We start from the raw sequence: 21,412 nt of genomic DNA, 5'->3' as shown, positions 1-21,412 counted from the left end.
GAAGACTAGTGAAAAAAAATATAAATTCAATTACTTGGTTGGATAAAAACAACAAAAGGCCAATAAATCGGCCTTTTGTTAGAGTGATTACTTAAATTTTAGAAGAAGGCTCTAAAACCAAGCTTAAAGTTCCTACCTGGAAGCGGTGCTTGCTCTTTGATTACAGAAGTATGAACGAAGCCTAATTCATCTGTTAAGTTATCGATATTAAAATAAGCCATTACATCATTACCGGCGATATCAAAATCATACTGCATGCTGAAATCAACCAACGTATAACCGTCTGTTTTACTTTCGTAGGCAGTAATTTTATTTTGACTTGCGTAATGGGTAACAGTTACATCTGCAACTAAATTCTCTAGTGCGTATTCGTATTTAACACCAATTTTATTACTCGGAATACGAGGTAAATAACTTGAGTCTTTTAGTTTTGCTGTGATTGAATCAGCAAACAACTTAACCGTGTTTTCTTCATTCAGCTTGTAGTGAGTATCTAGTTCAAAACCATATAACTCAGCATTTTGGCTCTTGAATCGGTATACAGGCAACGCGCCTTCATGCTCATGATCAGCTTCTTCAATACCGTGTTCAGAAGAGTAAATTAAGCCAGTATTTTCTTGATAGTAATAGTTTTCAACATCGTTATAGAAGAAGTTTAGCGTATATCCAAACTCACCTGTGAATTTTCTGAAACTAATGTCAAAGTTTGTTGAGACTTCTTGGTCGATGTTTTCTGGTTCAAAGTGTATCTCACCTTCTTCTAAGTGATAACCAAGCCCTAACTCATAAGTACTTGTTGCTATATGCGTACCGTTAGAAAGTAGTTCGGCGGTTAAAGGTGAACGTTCAGAGTGTGACAAGTTAACAGCTATGTTTTGTCCTTCAGCATAATCATATACACCACCAATAGAGTAGCTCATATTTGTTTGGTTTAACTCATATGCAAGTAAACGTTTTTCGCCATGCTCTTCGTGCTCGTCCTCGTGCTCGTGCTCGTCATGCTCTTCGTGTGCTTCCTCAGTGATAACACTAGAAAGTTTGTAATCTTCAATTCTAGCACCAAGCTCAAGGGTAAAGTCACCAAACTTTTTTTCTTCCAACACGTAAAGTGCATGACTCGTTGTTTCAGTTGCAGGTGTAAATGCTTCAGCACCTTGTGCTTCATAATCACTATCAGAGAAATGGTAGCCGATAATACCATGCCAACCAGCAAGCTTATGTTCAAGGCTAGTTCTTAACTCAGACGTTTTATTTTTGAAAGTTGTGCCTACAGTGCCACCTTCAATCTCACTGTGTTGATAATCAGTAAAGCCCGCTTTTACGTTGATATTTTCAATGTAATCATTGTGCAGAGCGTAATTAAAAAGTGCTTGCCAACGGTCTTGTTTTACCCGTGCAAAAACACTTTCTTCATTATGACCTTCGTCTTCATGAGATTCATGTTCATCTTCTTCATGGCCTTCGTGCTCATGTTCTTCATGATCGTGGTCATGACCAGCATGGCTATGAGCTGGAATTCCATAATCTGTATCAATTCTGCCAAATGAGAACCCTAAAGTTAGGTGGTCATTTACATAGCTTGTACCAAAGTTAACCTGTTGAGAATCGATGAATGTATTTGGTACCGATTTTAAAAGTTCTTCGTGTTCCTCGTGCTCATCATGCTCACCGTGTTCCTCATGGGCTTCGTGTTCATCATGATCACTATGTTCTTCATGAGAAGGGTACTCAGGTGTGTCATAATCTTTACCGTTTCTTACCACACCGTCAAAATGGAAATTGAATCCATCTTTACCTGTTTCGAATAAAGCAGCATAAGTATTCGTGTTAGACACAGTATCGAAGCTATATCCAACAGCACCAGTTGGCGACTCAATGATGTCTGTCGGAATACGGTTATCTACAACGTTTACAACACCACCTATTGCACCAGAGCCATAAAGTAGGGTTGCTGGGCCACGTAATACCTCTATTTGTTCCGCGGATAAACTTTCGTTACTAGTCGCATGGTCAGGACCAATACGAGAAGCGTCGCTACTATCTAAGCCATTTTGAGTGATCTTAACTCTTGGGCCATCTAAGCCACGAATTATTGGGCTTGATGATACAGGGCCAAAGTAGCTGGCATTGATACCAGGTTGCCCTTTAAGTGTTTCACCTAAAGTTGGTTTAGCTTGTTTCTTTAATTCATCACCAGATAATACGGTTACTGGAGACGCCATTTCTAAATTATTTTTATGAAGGGCAGATGCATATACCACGATACTCTCAACAGAGCTTGGCTTTAGTGAAACTAAGACGTTTCCTTGATCTGATGTTATATCGATGCGCTCATCAATATAGTTATTCTTTGAAATATGTAGTTGACTATCAGCATCTGTATTTATTGTGAATTTACCAAATCGGTCGCTTAAAACCGTTTGTTTTTTACCATGTAAGTGTATTTTAGCGCCAGAAATAGGCTGGTTCTTTGAATCGACTACTTTTCCCGATATCTGTGCTGCATATAAAGGGGCTGAGGAGAGTGCAGCAAAAATTGCTGTCGCTAAAATTGAATACTTCTTCATGCTAAAAACTTCACTAACTTAATTAAATTAACGTTATGGTATAACAACACTGTCACCTAATCAACGAATGTTATAGTGTAACTTTGTTGAATTATCGCAATTTGTGCCTAAAATTAGCTAGAGTTAGTCAGGAGCATCTGATGAGTAAACCGTTTGTGTTTAAGGCCAGATTAAAGGTCGCAGATTTGTTTCATCATGCGAATCATGTTGAAGTTTTTACTACTGCATTGCTTAAAAGAGAAAGTGTTGATCATTTTCTATTAAGAGTACTTGGTTTTTGTGCACTTTCTTACAATGAAATGACTTTTTTAAATCAAAAGTCAGATAAATCCATGCCAGATGTTTGGTGTGAAAATGAAAACCAAGATGTTGTATTGGCTTTATATGCTTCTGAACTTGAACTCGAAGATTTAGCAAGGCTTAGTAAATTATACGAGAAACTGATTATCTTAAGTATTGAGGCTGAACCTTGGTTTAATGAAATATCAGCACACTTAATTCAATTTCATAATATTAGCGTTTTTAGTATCGATAGAACATTCATTGAAGAATTAAAAGATAATCTAACGAACAGTATTCATTGGGATATTTTGATAGAGCAAAACTCAATGAGCGTCAGTGACAAAGTAGGGTATTATCAAACCGAAGTTAAACAACTATGCTGAAGTTAAATAAGCGTAATTGAAATATCGGTCAGAGGTTTAGAGCAACACATTAACACTTCACCATCTCTTACAAATGCTAACGGCTCTTGGTTGTAAATCACTTCACCTGAGTTAAGTTTGGCTCTACATGCACCACAAAAGCCTTCTCTACATTGATAAGTAACTTCAATATTTGCTTTTTCGAGTGCATCCAGTATGGAAGGGCACTGAGCCGCAAATGTAAGCGGCTCAGAATGTTCTTCAATAGATATTTTAGAACTGGGTTTCGAATTCATTATAAATCGAAATCACCGAAGTCAGATGCATCAACTTGAGAGTCGATTTGACCAACTAAGTAAGAGCTGATCTCAGCTTCTTGTGGTGCAACTTGTACGTTGTCTGATACTAACCAGGCGTTGATCCAAGGGATTGGGTTGCTCTTAGTTTCAAAGATAGGCTTTAAACCAACAGCTGACATACGAGTGTTCGTAATGTATTCAACATATTGGCAAAGAATGTCTTTGTTTAAACCAATCATAGAACCATCTTTAAACAGATATTCAGCCCATTCTTTCTCTTGCTGTGCAGCTTCTTCGAACATACGAATTGCTTCGGCTTCACATTGCGCAGCAACAATAGACATCTCAGGATCGTCTTTACCTTCTTGCATAATATTTAGAATATGCTGAGTACCAGAAAGGTGAAGGGCTTCGTCACGGGCGATAAGCTTGATGATCTTTGCGTTACCTTCCATCAGTTCACGCTCTGCAAAAGCAAATGAACAAGCGAAGCTTACATAGAAGCGGATAGCTTCTAAAATGTTTACAGACATGATGCAAAGATAAAGCAGTTTCTTAAGCTCAAATAAGTTAATTCGAACTTCTTCACCATTAATTACATGCTTGCCTTCACCGTAAAGGTTATAAATAGACACCTTTTCGATTAACTCGTCATAATACTTAGTAACCGCGTCAGCACGCTCATTGATTTTATCGTTGCTTACGATGTCGTCAAAGATAACTTCAGGTGACTGCGTTACGTTACGAATAATATGTGTATATGAACGGCTGTGAATTGTTTCACTGAACGCCCAAGTTTCAATCCAAGTTTCAAGCTCTGGGATTGAAACGATAGGTAATAATGCAACGTTTGGCGAACGGCCTTGAACACTATCTAGCAATGTTTGATATTTCAAGTTGCTTAAGAAAATGTGCTTTTCATGTTCAGGCAACGCTTGGAAATCTAAGCGGTCTTTAGACACATCAACTTCTTCTGGACGCCAGAAAAACGAAAGCTGCTTTTCAATTAACTTTTCAAAAATAGGGTATTTCTGCTGGTCATAACGTGACACGTTTACAGTTTGACCAAAAAACATTGGTTCTTTTAACTGGTCGTTATGATTTCTGCTAAATGTAGAATAAGACATATTTAATAATACTCGATAACGCAAAAAAGTGAGTAAGCACATTGCTTACTCACGTCTTAATTAAATTTTACACGCGCCGCCTTCGCAGCCATCATCTTCAATTTCTGGTTTTAATTCGTCTTGAGAGTCTGACGCACCATCACGTGTATTGTGATAATAAAGTGTCTTAACACCCAACTTATAAGCAGTAAGCAGGTCTTTAAGAAGCAACTTCATTGGTACTTTACCACCTTCAAAGCGGCTTGGATCATAATTTGTGTTTGCAGAGATAGTTTGGTCTATAAACTTCTGCATAATACCAACAAGACCAAGGTAACCGTCATTCGATGGGATGTCCCAAAGTAGCTCATATTGATCTTTTAGCTTTTCGTACTCAGGCACAACTTGCTTCAAGATACCATCTTTACTTGCTTTAACACTGATATGGCCTCGAGGTGGCTCAATACCATTTGTCGCATTTGAGATCTGTGAAGAGGTCTCTGATGGCATCAGCGCAGATACAGTAGAGTTACGCATGCCGTGCTCTTGAATGCTCGCGCGCAGCGCATCCCAATCAAGACGAAGTTCTTCGCTACAAATATTATCTAAGTCACGCTTGTAAGTATCAATCGGCATAATACCTTTTGAGTACGTTGTCTCATTGAACTTAGGACATGCACCACGCTCTTTAGCAAGTTCATTTGAAGCTTTCATTAGATAGTATTGAATCGCTTCGAATGTGCGGTGTGTTAGGTTATTTGCACTACCATCAGAGTATTTAACGCCATTTTTCGCAAGATAATAAGCATAATTAATTACACCAATACCTAGCGTACGACGACCCATAGTTGCAGTGTGAGCAGCAGGAACAGGGTAGTCTTGGAAATCTAATAGATTATCAAGTGCACGAACGGCAAGCTCGGCTAACTCTTCAAGTTCGTCTAGAGATTCGATTGCGCCAAGGTTAAATGCTGATAGCGTACACAGCGCGATTTCACCTTCTGGATCATTAATGTGTGAAAGCGGCTTTGTCGGCAACGCAATTTCAAGACATAAGTTAGACTGACGAATAGGTGCAACTTTTGAATCAAACGGACTATGTGTATTACAGTGGTCAACGTTTTGTAAGTAAACGCGGCCTGTACTCGCACGCTCTTGCGCAAACATAGAGAATAATTCAATGGCTTTAATGCGCTTTTTACGAATAGACTCATCTTGCTCGTACTGCGTATATAAACGCTCGAACTCTTCTTGATCTTCAAAGAATGCATCATAAAGACCAGGCACATCAGACGGGCTGAATAGTGTGATGTAGTCGTCTTTGATAAGGCGAGCGTACATTGTTTTGTTGAACTGCACACCGTAATCTAGGTGACGAACACGGTTTTCTTCAACACCACGGTTGTTTTTAAGTACCAGTAGGTTTTCTACTTCTAAATGCCAAAGCGGGTAGAATAGGGTAGCTGCACCACCGCGTACACCACCTTGAGAACAACTTTTAACAGCCGTTTGGAAGTGCTTATAAAAAGGAATACACCCTGTGTGGTAAGCTTCACCGTTACGAATTGGGCTGCCTAGGGCACGAATACGACCCGCATTAATACCAATACCAGCACGTTGGCTGACATATTTAACGATTGCTGATGAAGTCGCATTGATTGAATCTAAGCTATCACCCGTTTCAATTAATACACAAGAGCTGAATTGTCGTGTTGGTGTACGAACACCTGCCATGATAGGTGTCGGTAATGAAATCTTGAATAAAGAAACCGCATCGTAGAAACGTTTGATGTAATCAAGACGAGTTTCTTTCGGGTAATCAGAGAATAAACTTGCGGCTACAAGAATATATAAAAACTGAGCACTCTCATAGATTTCGCCAGTTACACGGTTTTGTACAAGGTACTTACCTTCTAACTGTTTCACTGCTGCATAGCTGAAGTTTAAGTCGCGGCTATGATCTAAGTAGTTATCAAGCTCGTCAATTTCTTGCTCGGTATAATCGATAAGAAGGTGTTGATCATAACGCTTTTGTTCAACCAGCTTTGTAATGTGGTCGTATAAACGTGGCGGCTCAAACTGGCCATATGCTTTCTTGCGTAAGTGAAAAATAGCTAAACGCGCAGCAAGGTACTGGTAATCCGGAGAATCTTTATCGATTAAATCAGCAGCAGCTTTAATGATAGTTTCATGAATATCTTCAGTACGGATCCCATCATAAAATTGAATGTGTGACTTTAATTCAACCTGAGAAACTGAAACATTATCTAAGCCTTCTGCAGCCCAAGTAATGACGCGGTGAATTTTATCGAGATCGAGCGGCTCTTTGCGGCCGTTTCTTTTACTGACAGATAACTGTTGGTTCATAGCTGTGCCTGTAATCCTTCGGATTGAATATTTAAAAAATAATTGGCGAAAAATAGCTCAGGTTTTGACCACTATATATGGTGGTTCTTCTGATTGGGATCACAAGATAGTGGGGTTCAATTTAATTTGCAATAGCAAGGTAAATGCACAAATGTGGATAAGTTTGGGATAAATAAAAAGTGTTAGTAACTATTAACCTTTTGAGGTTTGATGCAAGTAACCTCAGCAGGAAATCAATAAAAATGATGCGATTTTTAAAGAAAATAAAAAAAATTTTAGAGTGTTTTCTTAATGAGCAGCTTGTGGCGATGAAAGAGCCAAAACACTAGATATAGTGTTTTGGCGTAAATATGAGCACTAGATATGGTCAAGCACTAAAAGTGGGTTAGTTAAATTTAGATCTGCTTGCCAACTGTACGCGTCTTCTAGACTTGGGATGTATCCCCACAAAGCACAAGCAGAAGTCATACCTGCCGCTTTTGCTGCTTGAATATCTCGTTGTGCATCACCGACATAAAGGCATTCGGATGAGCTAATGCCTAATTGTTCCGCTGCATATAATAATGGCTTCGGTGAAGGCTTAGCTTCATCTAATGTGTCTCCACAAACAATAACTTCAATTTCTTTAAGTGCAGAAATTTGTCCAACAAGAGGTAAAGTCAGGAATGTGGGCTTATTTGTCATGATAGCGACTTTAATATCATCATTAATTAAAGATTGAATTAATTTTGGTACACCGTCAAAGCAATCAGTATGCACAGCAATATTGGCTTCATAATGATCAAGTACATCTTGTCTTAAGCGAGCTAAATCAAATTCAGCGAGCCGACTACCAAAGCCAACTTCTAAAAGTGCTTTTACACCATCAGAAATCGCAGGGCTATATACTTCTCGAGAAACAGCAGCAAGACCATTTATTTCGAGAACGTGGTTTAAAGCTGCCCCCAAGTCGTCAGTGGTGTCGAGTAGGGTGCCATCTAAATCGAATATGACAGCCTTCATTAATCAAGTTTCTCGAAATGTAGTAAGTAATTCACACTGACATCATCAGTCAAGGTGAATGTTTTATTGATTGGGTTGTAATTGATCCCCGCACTGGCGCGTACTTTAAGACCAGCTTTTTCAGCCCAGCCGATTAAAACAGAAGGGCGAATAAACTTATCGTGCTCATGTGTACCCTCAGGTACCATTTTTAGAATTTTTTCAGCACCGACGATAGCAAGCAAATACGCTTTAATGGTTTTGTTTAACGTTGAAAAGAACACACTTGCGCCAGGCTTTGCCATTTTTGCAGCAGCTTGAACAATAGATTCAGGATCTGGGACGTGCTCAAGCATTTCCATGCATGTTACTACATCAAATTTATCAGTATTGTTTGCGGCAAATTCTTCTGCGGGTACTTTTATATAGTCAACTTTTACACCCACTTCTAAAGCGTGCAGTTTGGCAACATTGAGTGGCTCTTGGCCTAAGTCTATACCGGTCGCTTTGGCCCCAAGTTTCGCCATGCTTTCAGTTAAAATACCGCCACCACAGCCGATATCAACAACTTGTTTATCAAATAAACCATTAGATTTGTCATTAATAAAATCGAGACGTAACGGATTAATATCGTGAAGGGGTTTAAATTCTCCTTCTGTATCCCACCATCTTTCTGCGATGCTCTCAAATTTCGCAATTTCTTGTGGATCTACATTCTGATGCTCGGTCATAAAAAACTTCCTCGTGAATCTGAGCGCATTTAAATTGGATTATTTCAAAATCACACGGATTTTGCGCCTGTAATAATAATAAATCTGTGTTAGCATGGGCGTTGATATTAATAATAACTTAATCTCTAGGGCACTTGATAGTGCTAATAGAGATAGACTCTGAAGGAAAGTGCAATCAATGACTGATCTCGCCAATGAAATCCTCCCAGTCAATATCGAAGACGAGTTAAAAAATTCATACCTAGATTACGCGATGAGTGTAATCGTAGGTCGTGCATTACCAGACGTACGTGACGGTCTAAAGCCTGTTCACCGTCGTGTATTATTTGCCATGAATGAGCTTCGTAACGACTGGAATAAGCCTTATAAGAAGTCGGCTCGTGTTGTCGGTGATGTTATCGGTAAATACCACCCGCATGGTGACAGTGCTGTATACGACACCATTGTTCGTATGGCTCAGCCTTTCTCTCTACGTTATATGCTGGTTGACGGTCAAGGTAACTTCGGCTCTGTTGACGGTGACTCTGCTGCTGCTATGCGTTATACCGAAGTACGTATGGCGAAAATGTCGCATGAACTATTAGCTGATCTTGAAAAAGAAACGGTTGACTATGTACCTAACTACGATGGTACAGAGCAAATCCCTGATGTTTTACCAACGAAAGTGCCTAACTTATTAGTAAATGGCTCATCGGGTATCGCTGTTGGTATGGCAACAAACATTCCACCTCATAACTTAACTGAGGTGATCAACGGCTGTTTAGCGCTTATTCAAAATCCTGATTTAACGATTGAAGAGTTAATCGAATATATCCCAGGTCCAGATTTCCCAACTGCCGCGATCATTAACGGTAAGAAGGGCATCGAACAAGCATACAAAACGGGTCGTGGTAAGATTTACATTCGTGCGCGTGCTGAAATTGAAGTGGATGAAAAATCAGGTCGTGAAACGATCATCGTCCATGAAATTCCATATCAAGTTAACAAAGCACGCTTAATCGAAAAAATTGCTGAGCTTGTAAAAGATAAGAAAATCGAAGGCATTAGTGCACTTCGTGACGAGTCTGACAAAGACGGTATGCGTATCGTTATTGAGGTTAAGCGTGGTGAAGTGGGTGAAGTTCTATTAAATAACCTTTACGCACAAACACAAATGCAAACTGTATTCGGTATGAATATGGTTGCGCTAGATAATAACCAACCTAAGTGTTTCAACTTAAAAGAAATGCTTGATGCGTTTATTATCCACCGTCGTGAAGTTGTAACTCGTCGTACGGTATTCGATTTACGTAAAGCACGTGATCGAGCGCATACACTTGAAGGTCTCGCAATTGCACTTGCGAATATCGACCCAATTATTGAGTTAATTCGTAAGTCTCCAACCCCATCAGAAGCGAAGCAAGCGCTTGTTTCACGTCCTTGGGAGTTGGGTACTGTTAAAGCCATGCTTGAAAAAGCAGGTGAAGACAACGTTGCACGTCCTGATTGGTTAGCTGCTGAACTTGGTATCCGTGACGGTCAGTACTATTTATCTGAGCAACAAGCACAAGCTATTCTTGATTTACGCTTACACAAGCTAACAGGCCTTGAACACGAGAAGATCCTTGGTGAATATCAGGAGCTATTAGACCTAATTGCAGAACTTCTTTATATCCTTTCTTCACCAGAAAGATTAATGGAAGTTATTCGTGATGAGCTTGTTGAGATCAAAGAGCAATATGGTGATGAGCGTCGTACTGAGATCAGTGCTGCTGCCCACGATATTAGCCTTGAAGATCTGATTAATGAAGAAGATGTAGTTGTAACACTTTCTCACGAAGGCTATGTAAAGTATCAGCCATTATCTGATTACGAAGCGCAGCGTCGTGGCGGTAAAGGTAAAGCTGCAACTAAGATGAAGGATGAAGACTTCATCGAACGTCTGTTAGTTGCAAATACCCACGATACTATCTTGTGTTTCTCGACAGCTGGTCGATTGTACTGGTTGAAAGTTTATCAATTACCACTCGCATCTCGTCAAGCACGCGGCAAGCCAATCGTTAACTTGTTACCACTTGAAGCGGATGAACGTATCACAACCATTTTACCGGTTCGTGAATATGAAGATGACAAGTATGTATTAATGGCAACAGCAAACGGTACTGTTAAGAAGACACCTTTAACAGCGTATAGCCGTCAACGCGCAAGCGGTATTATTGCAATCAACCTTAACGAAGGTGATAACCTGATCGGTGCTGATATCACAGATGGTAGCAACGACATCATGCTATTCACAGATCATGGTAAGGTAGTTCGATTCAACGAAAAGCTTCGTGATTCAGAAACAGGTGAAGTTAAGATCGATCCTGAGACTGGCGAAGAAATGCTTGCTTTACGTCCTATGGGCCGTACAGCAACCGGTGTTCGCGGTATTAAGATGCCTGAGGGTGTTAAAGTTGTATCGTTGATCGTACCTAAGAATGACGGTGCAATCTTGACCGTTACTGAGAATGGTTATGGTAAACGTACACCATTAGAAGACTATCCAGCGAAGAGCCGTGCAACACAAGGGGTTGTATCAATTAAGGTATCTGAGCGTAACGGTAACGTAGTCGGTGCGGTGCAAGTTGAAGATAATAATGAAATCATGATTATCTCAAACCGCGGTACGCTTGTACGTACTCGTGTTAACGAAGTTTCTACAGTAGGTCGTAACACACAAGGTGTTATTTTGATAAGAACTATTGACGAAGAACAAGTAGTTGGTTTACAACGTATCGAGGAAATCGAAGTTGATGAATTACCTGAAGACGGTTCTGAAGCAGTAGTGCAAGATAACCTGGAAGGTACACAAGAGAGTAGCGAAGATACTCCAAGTGAATAAATCTTAAAAAGCGGCTTCGGCCGCTTTTTTTAACTCTAAAAAGCGTGAAGTTATTTATAACGATAACTCAATGTGTTCACAAATATACAGTTTAGGAATGAGGAAATGACGGTATATAACTTTTGTGCTGGTCCGGCAATGTTGCCACCAGAAGTAATGAAAAAAGCACAACAAGAATTTTTAAATTGGCAGAACCTAGGTGTATCTGTCATGGAAGTGAGCCACAGAGCTCAGCCTTACCTAGAAATGGTAAAAGAGTGCGAAGCAAGCCTTCGTCGTTTAATGAATATTTCAGATGAATTTGAAGTTTTATTTATGCATGGCGGTGGTCGTGGACAATTTGCTGCTGTGCCTTTAAATCTACACCTAGATGATGCTCCTGGTGTTTATGTTGAGAATGGTATTTGGTCTAGTGGCGCGACGACAGAAGGTGCTAAATTTACTGAAGTAGAAGGCATTAATATTCGCACTGATGTAGATGGTCAATTCGATATTCAGCCAGTAGCACAGTGGAACTTACCAGAGAAAGCATCGTTTATTCATTATTGTCCTAACGAAACAATCGACGGTATTGAGATATACGAAGTACCAAAGCACGATGCACCTATCGTGGCAGATATGTCTTCAATGATCTTGTCACGTGAAATCAATGTAGATGATTTTGATTTAATTTATGCTGGTGCTCAGAAAAATATCGGCCCTTCAGGTTTATGTATTGTTATCGTGCGTAAAACCTTGTTAAAGCGAGAAGGCTTACCACGTCCAGCTATACTTGATTATGCGATTGAAGCAAAACAAGGCAGTATGTATAACACGCCGCCAACTTTTGCATGGTATTTAGCAAATGAAGTATTTCAATACCTAGAGTCAATCGGTGGTGTTAAAGCAATGGAAGCGCATAATAAGAAAAAAGCAGCGATCTTATATGACTATATTGATAGCTCAGATTTTTATTCTAATAAAGTTGCTACACACTGTCGCTCATTGATGAATGTCCCATTTTGGCTGAAAGATGATGCTTTAAACGATAAGTTCTTAGCTGAAGCTGAAGCCGCAGGGTTGTTAGCCCTTGAAGGACATAGGTTTGTTGGCGGTATGCGTGCAAGTATTTATAACGCAATGCCAGTAGAAGGTATTGAAGCTCTAGTCGCGTTTATGGATAAATTTGCACAGGAAAATAGTTAATGGAACAACTTACCTTAAAGCCAATTAAAAAGGTAAGCGGTTCAGTAACCTTACCTGGCTCAAAAAGCCTTTCAAACCGAATTTTGCTCCTTGCAGCACTTGCAGATGGTGTGACGCAAGTCACTAACTTGCTTGATAGCGATGACATCAGACACATGCTAAAAGCACTTGGACAGTTAGGTGTTAAAGTTGAACTTAACGAAGACAAGACCATCGCAACTGTGCATGGTGTTTCAGGAAAATTCAAAACACCAGATGAACCGCTATTTTTAGGTAATGCTGGTACTGCATATCGTCCTTTGACAGCTGTTTTAGCTGCTATTGAAGGCAATTATGAGCTCATTGGCGAGCCTAGAATGGAGGAGCGCCCGATAGGTCATTTAGTTGATGCATTAGATTCTATTGATGCAGATATTACTTACCTTAAAAATAAAGATTATCCACCATTAAAAATCATTGGTAAAAAGCTAGTAGGCGGACATGTAGAGATTGATGGCAGTATTTCAAGTCAATTTTTGACAGCTATTTTAATGGCTGCCCCTTTATTCGATGGTGATTTAAATATCTCGATCATTGGTGAATTAGTTTCTAAACCTTATATCGATATTACAATTGGTGTGATGGCAAAATTTGGTGTGCATGTAGAAAATGACAATTACCAGCATTTTGTTGTTAAAGCAGGTCAAAGCTATCAGTCACCAAAGAGCATTATGGTAGAAGGGGATGCCTCATCTGCGTCTTACTTTATTGCTGCTGCAGCCATTAATGGTGGTGAAATAGAAATCAATGGCGTCGGCAAGGCAAGTGTGCAGGGTGATATTGGTTTTGCAAAAGTGATGGAGCAAGTTGGCGCGAAGATCGATTGGTATGATGAAAAACTGGTCGTTCGCAAAGGCGAATTAAAGGGCGTTGATATCAATGCCAACGCAATTCCTGATGCTGCTATGACATTAGCGACAGTGGCACTGTTTGCCAAAGGCAAAACGGCTATTAGAGATATATACAATTGGCGTGTAAAAGAAACAGATCGATTACATGCTATGGCAACTGAATTAAAAAAATTAGGTGCTGAAGTTGTTGAAGGTAATGACTTTATTGAAGTTACACCGCCTGAAAAATTGCACCTAGTTGATATTGATACTTATGATGATCATAGAATCGCCATGTGTTTTTCAATGGTCGCAGTGGGCGGCCAAGAAGTGATCATTAATGATCCAAAATGTACGGCGAAAACCTTCCCAACATACTTCGATGTACTTGCATCATTGAGCACTCATTAATCTCCCAAGATCTTGAAAAAGCAGGGTTATAACATTATAGCCCTGTACCTCAATTATATTATTTAACAAAAAGTTACAGCTAAAACAGGATCTATTCATAAAACATGATGTATAATGCCGCGGAATTTTTTGGTGAGCATTTCAGGAGGTTTAAATGCAGGCTGCAATGCCAGTTATCACCGTTGACGGTCCAAGTGGTTCAGGTAAAGGAACTGTTTGTCGTTTATTAGCTGAAAAATTGAATTGGGAAGTGCTAGATAGTGGTGCGATTTATCGTGTTTTAGCACTTGCTGCAATTCATCACCACATAGAATTAGACAACGAAGAAGCATTAGTGCCTCTTGCTGCTAATCTTGATGTGCAATTTCCAATCGACCGTGAAACTAAATCATGTAAAGTGATTTTAGAAGGCGAAGACGTTAGTTTAACGATCCGAAATGAAGAAGTGGGCGCTGCTGCATCAAAAGTTGCTGCGTTACCACGAGTTCGTGAAGCTTTGTTGCGTCGCCAGCGTGCATTTAGAACCGAAGCAGGTTTAATTGCAGATGGTCGTGATATGGGCACAGTTGTATTTCCAAATGCAGAAGTTAAGATTTACCTTACAGCAAGCGCAGAAGAGCGTGCTCAACGTCGTTTCGACGAGTTGAATGGTCGTGGGTTAAATGTTACACTAAGTGGTCTTCTTGCTGATATTCAAGCGAGAGATGACAGAGATATGAATCGTAAAGTAGCGCCGCTAGTGCCTGCTGAAGATGCCATTGTAATTGATACGACAACATTAAACGCTGAACAAGTGTTTAATGAAGTTCAAAACATTCTTGAACAAGCCGTCATTAATGGTAAGTTAAAACAATCTCTTATAGCATAGATTTTTAATGTACTGACAGGAAGTCGGTGCTTGTTAAACTACCCCATGCGGCATGGTTGCCAATTGGATTATTAAATATTTAGAGACGTATAATGTCAGAAAATTTTGCGCAGTTATTTGAAGAAAGCCTAAAGGGTTTTGAAGCAGAACAAGGTTCAATCGTTAAAGGTACTGTTATCTCAATCGAGAACAACATCGTTCTTGTTGACGCTGGCCTTAAATCTGAAAGTGCAATCCCTGCTGAGCAATTCAAAAATGCTGCTGGTGAACTAGAAGTTGCTGTTGGTGATGAAGTAGACGTAGCACTAGATGCTATCGAAGATGGTTTCGGTGAAACTATCCTTTCTCGTGAGAAAGCTAAGCGTCACGAAGCTTGGATCCGTCTTGAAAAAGCATGTGAAGAGCAAGAGACTGTTACTGGTATCATCAATGGTAAAGTTAAAGGCGGTTTCACTGTTGAAGTTGATTCAATCCGTGCATTCCTACCTGGTTCACTTGTTGATGTTCGTCCAGTACGTGACACAACTCACCTTGAAGGTAAAGAGTTAGAGTTCAAAGTAATCAAGCTTGACCAGAAGCGTAACAACGTTGTTGTTTCTCGTCGTGCAGTTATCGAGTCTGAAAACTCACAAGAGCGTGATGAACTACTTGCTAACCTTGTTGAAGGTCAAGAAGTTAAAGGTATCGTTAAGAACCTTACTGACTACGGTGCATTCGTAGACCTAGGTGGTGTTGATGGTCTTCTACACATCACTGACATGGCTTGGAAACGCGTTAAGCACCCAAGTGAAATCGTTAACGTTGGTGACGAAATCGCAGTTAAAGTACTTAAGTTCGACAAAGAGAAGACACGTGTTTCTCTAGGTCTTAAGCAACTTGGCGAAGATCCATGGGCAGCTATCGCTGGTCGTTACCCTGAAGGTGCTAAGCTTTCAGGTCGTGTAACTAACCTAACTGACTACGGTTGTTTCGTTGAAATCGAAGAAGGTGTTGAAGGTCTAGTTCACGTTTCAGAAATGGATTGGACTAACAAAAACATCCACCCTTCAAAAGTTGTTTCACTAGGTGACACTGTTGAAGTTATGGTTCTTGAAATCGACGAAGAGCGTCGTCGTATTTCTCTAGGTCTTAAGCAGTGTATTGCTAACCCATGGCAAGAATTTGCTCGCCTACAGAACAAAGGCGACCAAGTTACTGGTAAGATCAAGTCAATCACTGACTTCGGTATCTTCATCGGTCTTGAAGGTGGTATCGACGGTCTTGTACACCTATCTGACATCTCTTGGAACACTCCAGGTGAAGAAGCGGTACGTGAGTACAAGAAAGGCGACGAAATCACTGCAATCGTACTTCAAGTTGACCCAGAGCGTGAGCGTATCTCACTAGGCGTTAAGCAAATTGAAGCAGATCCTTTCAATAACTACCTAGACGCAAACAAAAAAGGTGCTATTGTTAAAGGTAAAGTGACTGAAGTTGACGCGAAAGGTGCAACTGTTGAGCTTATCGAAGGTGTTGAAGGTTACATCCGTGTAGCTGACATCGCTCAAGAGCGTGTTGAAGATGCAACAACTGTTGTTTCTGCAGGCGACGAAATCGAAGCTAAATTCGTAGGTGTTGATCGTAAGAACCGTACTATCAGCCTATCAGTTAAAGCTATGTTCGAAGCTGAAGAGAAAGAAGTTCTTGAGAAGCTTAAGAAAGAAGAGCCTGCATTCGAAAATGCAATGGCTGCAGCTTTCAAAAACGCTCAGAAAGACTAATTTCGAGTACAGATAGAAAGGGCACTTTTGCCCTTTCTTTTTATTTTGAGGAAAAATTATGACAAAGTCAGAATTGATAGAACAGTTAGCTGAACAACATATTCATATTCCTGTGAAGGACGTTGAAAATGCCGTTAAAGAGATTCTTGAACAAATGGCAGGGTCATTAGCAGATTCAGATCGCATTGAGATCCGTGGATTTGGTAGTTTTTCGCTACATTACCGTGCCCCTCGTACTGGTCGTAACCCTAAGACTGGTGAAACAGTTGAATTAGATGGTAAACACGTCCCACACTTTAAGCCTGGTAAAGAGCTTAGAGACAGAGTAAACGCAAGTATTGCAGGTTAAGGGTAGGGTAGCAGTTGGTAAAGATCGCCAAAAAAGGATTGTTGTTAGTTCTAATAGTTTTAGCTTTTGTAATAGGTTCACAAAACCCTTCAGAAGTACAAGTAAACTATATATTAGCGAGTAGCACTTTACCTCTTGCCACTATTCTCGCAATCACATTTATTATTGGGTTGTTGATTGGTTGTTTAATCGGCACTGCTTCAGTTTCTAAACTAAAATGGCAGAATTACCGTTTAAATAGAAAAGATAAAGTAAACGCTGATCAGATAAATACTCAATAATGATAGAACTGCTGTTTTTACTTCTTCCTGTTGCTGCTGCTTACGGTTATGTAATGGGTAAGAATAGTGCTAAAAATCAAGCTCATGAATACAGCAGAAAAATAACGTCCGAATATAGTAAAGGGCTAAAATTCTTACTAGACCGTGAAGAAGATCAGGGTCTTGAACACCTTATTCAACTTCTTGAAGTTTCTGCCGACTCTGTCGAGCATTACCTTACTTTAGCCAGTTTATTTCGCAAACGAGGCGAAATAGATAGAGCAATCAAAATTCATGAACTCCTTCTTAATCAGCCTAATTTAGATGAACGCATCATGTCTGATTGCAGACTTGAGCTTGCGCAAGATTACATTATGGCTGGCTTATTAGACAGTGCTGAAGAGCATTTAATTATTCTAGTTAAGTCTAATAACACCCAAGCACTAGAGCCAATTATTAATTTATATTCACAAATGAGCGAATGGCAAAAAGGCGTGAATATGTTTGAAGCTCACAGTGACTTATTTAGTAAAAGAAGTCATTGTGCCGCAATCGCAAACTTCTATTGTGAAACCGCATTATCTAATCAAACGCCTAAATTAATGGAAAAGACGTTTGCACTAAACCATAAAACAATTCGCCCTATGTATGAACTTGGTTTAGATGCTTATAACAATGAAGATTATGTGAAGAGTATATATTATTGGCGAAAACTCATTTGTAGCTTTACTGATACAGCGCCAATTTATATGGAACAACTTGAGCATAGCTATAATGCACTTAATTTACAGTCTCAGTTTTATGAACTGATCAGTGAATTATTGCCCAAGGGCGGTATGCTGATAAAAATAAAACATTGCCAATCTTTATTGGAATTAAATAAAGCAAATGAAGCGATAGAATTTCTAACTGATAGTTTAAAACGTGAGCCATCAATTAGAGGTTTTAGTTACTTATTAAAACTGCTGAGTAGTAAAAACCACAAACTACAAGATGTATTAAATGAGATAGATCATTTAGTTACATCCTACATAAATACCAAACCAGAGTATCAGTGTCGTCACTGTGGTTTTACAAGCCATAAATTATATTGGCTTTGCCCTTCTTGTAAGCACTGGGAGACCATTCGACCAAATAAAGGCGTTGATGGTTTTTAAGGCTTACTTAACTTTATTCGATTAGGATTATTATGTCTCAACACGATTCTAAAAAAGTATTAATTGCGCTTGACTATGACAATGAACAAGCAGCATTAGACTTTGTTAAGCAACTTTCTCCTCAAACGTGTCGCCTTAAAGTCGGTAAAGAAATGTTCACCTATTTCGGACCTCAGTTTGTTAAACAGTTAGTTGACTTAGGTTTTGATGTATTCTTAGACCTAAAATTCCATGATATTCCTAATACAGTTGCTAAAGCTGTAACAGCCGCTGCTGAGCTAGGTGTGTGGATGGTTAACGTGCATGCAAGTGGTGGTCTAGAAATGATGCAAAAGGCAAAAGAAGCTTTAGCTAAATATGAAAATGGTCCATTACTGATTGCTGTAACTGTTCTAACAAGTATGGATCAGGCACAGTTATCACGTTTAGGTGTTGATAAAACGCCACAAGAGCAAGTTTTATATCTTGCCAAGCTTGCACAAGAAGCAGGCCTTGATGGTGTCGTATGTTCAGCTCAAGAAGCTGAAAGCTTAAAAACTGAATTGGGTGCTGACTTCAAATTAGTGACACCAGGTATTCGTCCTGTTGGTGCAGATGTTGGCGACCAAAAGCGCATTATGACACCAAAGAAAGCGGTTGAAGCGGGAAGTGATTATTTAGTAATAGGTAGACCAATTACTAAAGCTGAAGATCCTGTTAAAGCGTTAGAAGCCATTAATTTGGAAATTAACGCTTAAATTGACTAACGAAGGTATAAAAGGCAGCGCAAGCTGCCTTTTTCTTAAATAGTTTTGTTTACTTTTCTTTCAAAGAAATAGACTTAGCTTCGATATCAATCAAGCCTTGTTTAAACAAACCGCCGATAGCTTTTTTAAAGTTTGCTTTACTTGAGCCAAAACGTTTCTTAATTTCTTCAGGATCAGATTTATCGCCAAGAGGAATAAAGCCCTCTGAGTTTTTAAGTTCAGACAAAATCTGCTCACCAAGATCTTTAAATTTTTGCACGCCTTGCTTTTCAAGTACGACATCTATTTTGCCATCTTCTCTAACTTGTTTGATAAATCCTTTTAACTTCTGACCGATAAACAGTCTTTTGAAAACGGTATTAAAAAACACCACACCTGTATGACTGTCATTAATGATAACTTTAAAGCCAATATCTGTTTTAGAAGCAACGATTAAATCGACTTCTTCGTTTGGTTGATATGACGGTGTTTCTTTGTCTAAAAATTTCTTTAAGTTACTAGATGCACAAATACGTTTACTTGCATTATCTAAATATAATTTAACAAGATAGCTATAGCCTTCACGCATTTTTGGCTTTTGTTCATTGTAAGGAGACAAAATATCTTTATCGATACCAATATCTAAGAAAGCGCCAATCTTATTTATTTCTTTAACTCTTAATAAAGCGAAATCGCCAACTTGAGCAATTACATCTTTAGTCGTAGCAGTAGGGTGACCTAAATTATCTTGGTAGATGAAAACCTGAACGCTATCACCTTCTTCTAAATACTCTGGTACTTCAGACTTTTTCAGAAAAACTTCGCCTAGTTGACCGCCGTCTAAATAAGCCCCTTCAGCGCAAAGCTCAGTGATTTGTAAATGTTGTTTTGTGCCTAACATAATTATTCCTCAGTTGGCTTTGGCTTACGTCTTAATGGTGCTGCACCATCCACGTCGAATGGCGCAGGGATAGGCTTTTTATTTTTCTTAATCGGCTTTTTATAAGGTTTTTTCTTAACCTTTTTAACCGTATCTTTTGATTTTGGAGTAATTTTTTTGGCCGGTTTTGGTGGTCTAAGGCCTTTAAATTTACCCTCTAACCCTTCAATGACTTTGAAATCAGGGATTTCATGTAAATATGACTTAATGGCTAGGTAGCTCTTCCAATCTTTAGGACCTACGAATGATACTGCAACACCTTTAAAGCCAGCTCGCCCGGTACGACCTATTCGGTGCACATATTCTTCGGCTTGTTTAGGAAGATCGAAATTAATAACGTGCGTGACGCTTAACAAGTCAAGACCCCGTGACGCAACGTCTGTGGTCACTAATACTTTAAATAAGCCGCGACTAAATGAATCCATAATATCTAAGCGCTTGGTTTGCGTTAAATCACCCGCAAGACCTACTGCAGAGATATCCATTTCTTTAAGTAATTCACTAATGCGCTGCGTGTCGTTTCTTGTGGCTGTAAAAATGATGCATTGACCAACAGAAGCATCAGCAACTAAATGTTTGAGAAGTGCTTCTTTGTGATCAAGGTGATCAGCAAAATATAGTGCTTGCTCAATGTCGTCGTGTTTCTGCTGAGCATCACTCAAAATGATGCGTTTTGGTGCTTTTAAGAGCTGACGAGAAGTGACTTCAACTTGTGCATGATCTAAAGTCGCTGAAAATAGCAATGTTTGCCTTAGACGATGATCAGCTGATTGGTTGATTAAGTTTAATTGTTCTTCGAAACCTAAATCTAACATGCGATCAGCTTCATCGAAAATTAGCAGTTCTAAACCGTTCAATTGCACTGTATTTTGAGAAAGGTGATCGGCTAAGCGACCTGGTGTAGCTACAACAATGTGTGGGTTTTTACGAAGTGCTTTCACTTGGTCATTAAAGTTCTCACCGCCAAGGATTTTTACTAAAGAAATATTAGTACTTGCAATTAACAGTCGGCATTGATTAAAAACTTGTGTCGCGAGCTCACGTGTAGGTGCAATGATAAGCGCTCTAGGATCGCGTTTACTCAATGCTTTTTGTTTCATTATTCTGTGCACTGCAGGCAGTAAGAAGGCTAATGTCTTACCTGAGCCAGTTTTAGATTGTGCAAATACATCGTGACCTGCGATTGCAGTTGGAACGGCCTGAGCCTGAATTTCAGTAGGTGAAACTATCCCTTGGTGCGAAAGTTGTTGAGCCAAGCGGCTATCAATACCTAATTCGGTAAATTGCAAAGTTACTACTCCAAATAAAGTTTAAGCAGCAATTATATCAA

The 21,412-nt window shown here is 39.5% G+C and carries 18 protein-coding genes; 10 read left to right on the top strand and 8 right to left on the bottom strand.

Annotation, left to right across the window (positions count from 1 at the left end):
- Positions 1 to 98: 98 nt before the first annotated feature.
- Positions 99 to 2,567, bottom strand: a complete 2,469-nt coding sequence (locus tag ACH784_RS09190; RefSeq protein ID WP_404389499.1) for a TonB-dependent receptor — start codon at positions 2,565 to 2,567, stop codon at positions 99 to 101.
- Between the two features lie 140 nt (positions 2,568 to 2,707).
- Between ACH784_RS09190 and ACH784_RS09185 the strand changes: the two genes are divergently transcribed.
- Positions 2,708 to 3,232: a YaeQ family protein gene (locus ACH784_RS09185; protein WP_404389497.1), complete on the top strand. Its 525-nt coding sequence runs from the start codon at positions 2,708 to 2,710 to the stop codon at positions 3,230 to 3,232.
- A gap of 2 nt (positions 3,233 to 3,234) precedes the next feature.
- Here ACH784_RS09185 and yfaE read toward each other — a convergent pair whose 3' ends face one another.
- The 5 genes from yfaE to ubiG all read right to left on the bottom strand — a co-directional run bounded on the left by yfaE (position 3,235) and on the right by ubiG (position 8,695).
- Entirely contained in the window at positions 3,235 to 3,507 is a 273-nt protein-coding gene (gene yfaE / locus ACH784_RS09180; protein WP_404389495.1) for a class I ribonucleotide reductase maintenance protein YfaE, read from the bottom strand.
- Complete coding sequence (gene nrdB, locus ACH784_RS09175; protein ID WP_138482323.1) at positions 3,507 to 4,637, bottom strand: class Ia ribonucleoside-diphosphate reductase subunit beta; 1,131 nt, start codon at positions 4,635 to 4,637, stop codon at positions 3,507 to 3,509. The genes yfaE and nrdB overlap by 1 nt, the downstream gene beginning before the upstream one ends.
- 60 nt (positions 4,638 to 4,697) lie before the next feature.
- Entirely contained in the window at positions 4,698 to 6,983 is a 2,286-nt protein-coding gene (gene nrdA, locus ACH784_RS09170; protein ID WP_404389492.1) for a class 1a ribonucleoside-diphosphate reductase subunit alpha, read from the bottom strand.
- A 357-nt stretch (positions 6,984 to 7,340) separates the two neighbouring features.
- A complete protein-coding gene (locus tag ACH784_RS09165) occupies positions 7,341 to 7,985 on the bottom strand; it encodes an HAD family hydrolase (protein WP_404389490.1) in 645 nt (214 codons plus the stop codon).
- Positions 7,985 to 8,695, bottom strand: coding sequence for a bifunctional 2-polyprenyl-6-hydroxyphenol methylase/3-demethylubiquinol 3-O-methyltransferase UbiG (ubiG, locus tag ACH784_RS09160; RefSeq protein ID WP_404389488.1), 711 nt, complete (start codon positions 8,693 to 8,695; stop codon positions 7,985 to 7,987). Before ubiG ends, ACH784_RS09165 begins: the two co-directional genes overlap by 1 nt.
- Before the next feature lie 178 nt (positions 8,696 to 8,873).
- Here ubiG and gyrA point away from each other — a divergent pair, with 178 nt between their 5' ends.
- The 9 genes from gyrA to pyrF all read left to right on the top strand — a co-directional run bounded on the left by gyrA (position 8,874) and on the right by pyrF (position 19,154).
- Entirely contained in the window at positions 8,874 to 11,558 is a 2,685-nt protein-coding gene (gene gyrA / locus ACH784_RS09155; RefSeq protein WP_404389486.1) for a DNA topoisomerase (ATP-hydrolyzing) subunit A, read from the top strand.
- A 105-nt stretch (positions 11,559 to 11,663) separates the two neighbouring features.
- On the top strand, positions 11,664 to 12,743 hold the full coding sequence (gene serC / locus ACH784_RS09150; RefSeq protein ID WP_404389484.1) for a 3-phosphoserine/phosphohydroxythreonine transaminase: 1,080 nt from the start codon (positions 11,664 to 11,666) through the stop codon (positions 12,741 to 12,743).
- Positions 12,743 to 14,023, top strand: a complete 1,281-nt coding sequence (aroA, locus tag ACH784_RS09145; protein WP_404389482.1) for a 3-phosphoshikimate 1-carboxyvinyltransferase — start codon at positions 12,743 to 12,745, stop codon at positions 14,021 to 14,023. The genes serC and aroA overlap by 1 nt, the downstream gene beginning before the upstream one ends.
- Before the next feature lie 154 nt (positions 14,024 to 14,177).
- Positions 14,178 to 14,891 carry a (d)CMP kinase gene (cmk, locus tag ACH784_RS09140; RefSeq protein ID WP_349287301.1) on the top strand — a complete coding sequence of 238 codons (714 nt, stop codon included), beginning with the start codon at positions 14,178 to 14,180 and terminating at the stop codon, positions 14,889 to 14,891.
- A gap of 92 nt (positions 14,892 to 14,983) precedes the next feature.
- Entirely contained in the window at positions 14,984 to 16,651 is a 1,668-nt protein-coding gene (gene rpsA / locus ACH784_RS09135) for a 30S ribosomal protein S1 (RefSeq protein WP_058029725.1), read from the top strand.
- Positions 16,652 to 16,709: 58 nt separating this feature from the next.
- Complete coding sequence (gene ihfB, locus ACH784_RS09130; protein ID WP_404389479.1) at positions 16,710 to 17,000, top strand: integration host factor subunit beta; 291 nt, start codon at positions 16,710 to 16,712, stop codon at positions 16,998 to 17,000.
- A 14-nt stretch (positions 17,001 to 17,014) separates the two neighbouring features.
- Positions 17,015 to 17,281, top strand: a complete 267-nt coding sequence (locus ACH784_RS09125) for a lipopolysaccharide assembly protein LapA domain-containing protein (protein ID WP_138568557.1) — start codon at positions 17,015 to 17,017, stop codon at positions 17,279 to 17,281.
- Positions 17,281 to 18,417, top strand: coding sequence for a lipopolysaccharide assembly protein LapB (locus ACH784_RS09120; RefSeq protein ID WP_404389476.1), 1,137 nt, complete (start codon positions 17,281 to 17,283; stop codon positions 18,415 to 18,417). Before ACH784_RS09125 ends, ACH784_RS09120 begins: the two co-directional genes overlap by 1 nt.
- Positions 18,418 to 18,449: 32 nt before the next feature.
- Complete coding sequence (gene pyrF, locus ACH784_RS09115) at positions 18,450 to 19,154, top strand: orotidine-5'-phosphate decarboxylase (RefSeq protein WP_404389474.1); 705 nt, start codon at positions 18,450 to 18,452, stop codon at positions 19,152 to 19,154.
- A gap of 58 nt (positions 19,155 to 19,212) precedes the next feature.
- On the opposite strand, the gene ACH784_RS09110 is transcribed toward pyrF, so the two are convergent.
- Together ACH784_RS09110 and ACH784_RS09105 are read right to left on the bottom strand one after the other, a co-directional pair.
- Entirely contained in the window at positions 19,213 to 20,049 is an 837-nt protein-coding gene (locus tag ACH784_RS09110) for a S1 RNA-binding domain-containing protein (RefSeq protein WP_404395230.1), read from the bottom strand.
- On the bottom strand, positions 20,046 to 21,371 hold the full coding sequence (locus tag ACH784_RS09105; RefSeq protein ID WP_404389472.1) for a DEAD/DEAH box helicase: 1,326 nt from the start codon (positions 21,369 to 21,371) through the stop codon (positions 20,046 to 20,048). The genes ACH784_RS09110 and ACH784_RS09105 overlap by 4 nt, the downstream gene beginning before the upstream one ends.
- Between the last annotated feature and the right edge of the window lie 41 nt (positions 21,372 to 21,412).

This window comes from Pseudoalteromonas phenolica, assembly GCF_044788725.1.
Classification (GTDB): Bacteria; Pseudomonadota; Gammaproteobacteria; order Enterobacterales; family Alteromonadaceae; genus Pseudoalteromonas; species Pseudoalteromonas phenolica_C.
This window is presented reverse-complemented; position numbering and strand designations above follow the sequence as displayed.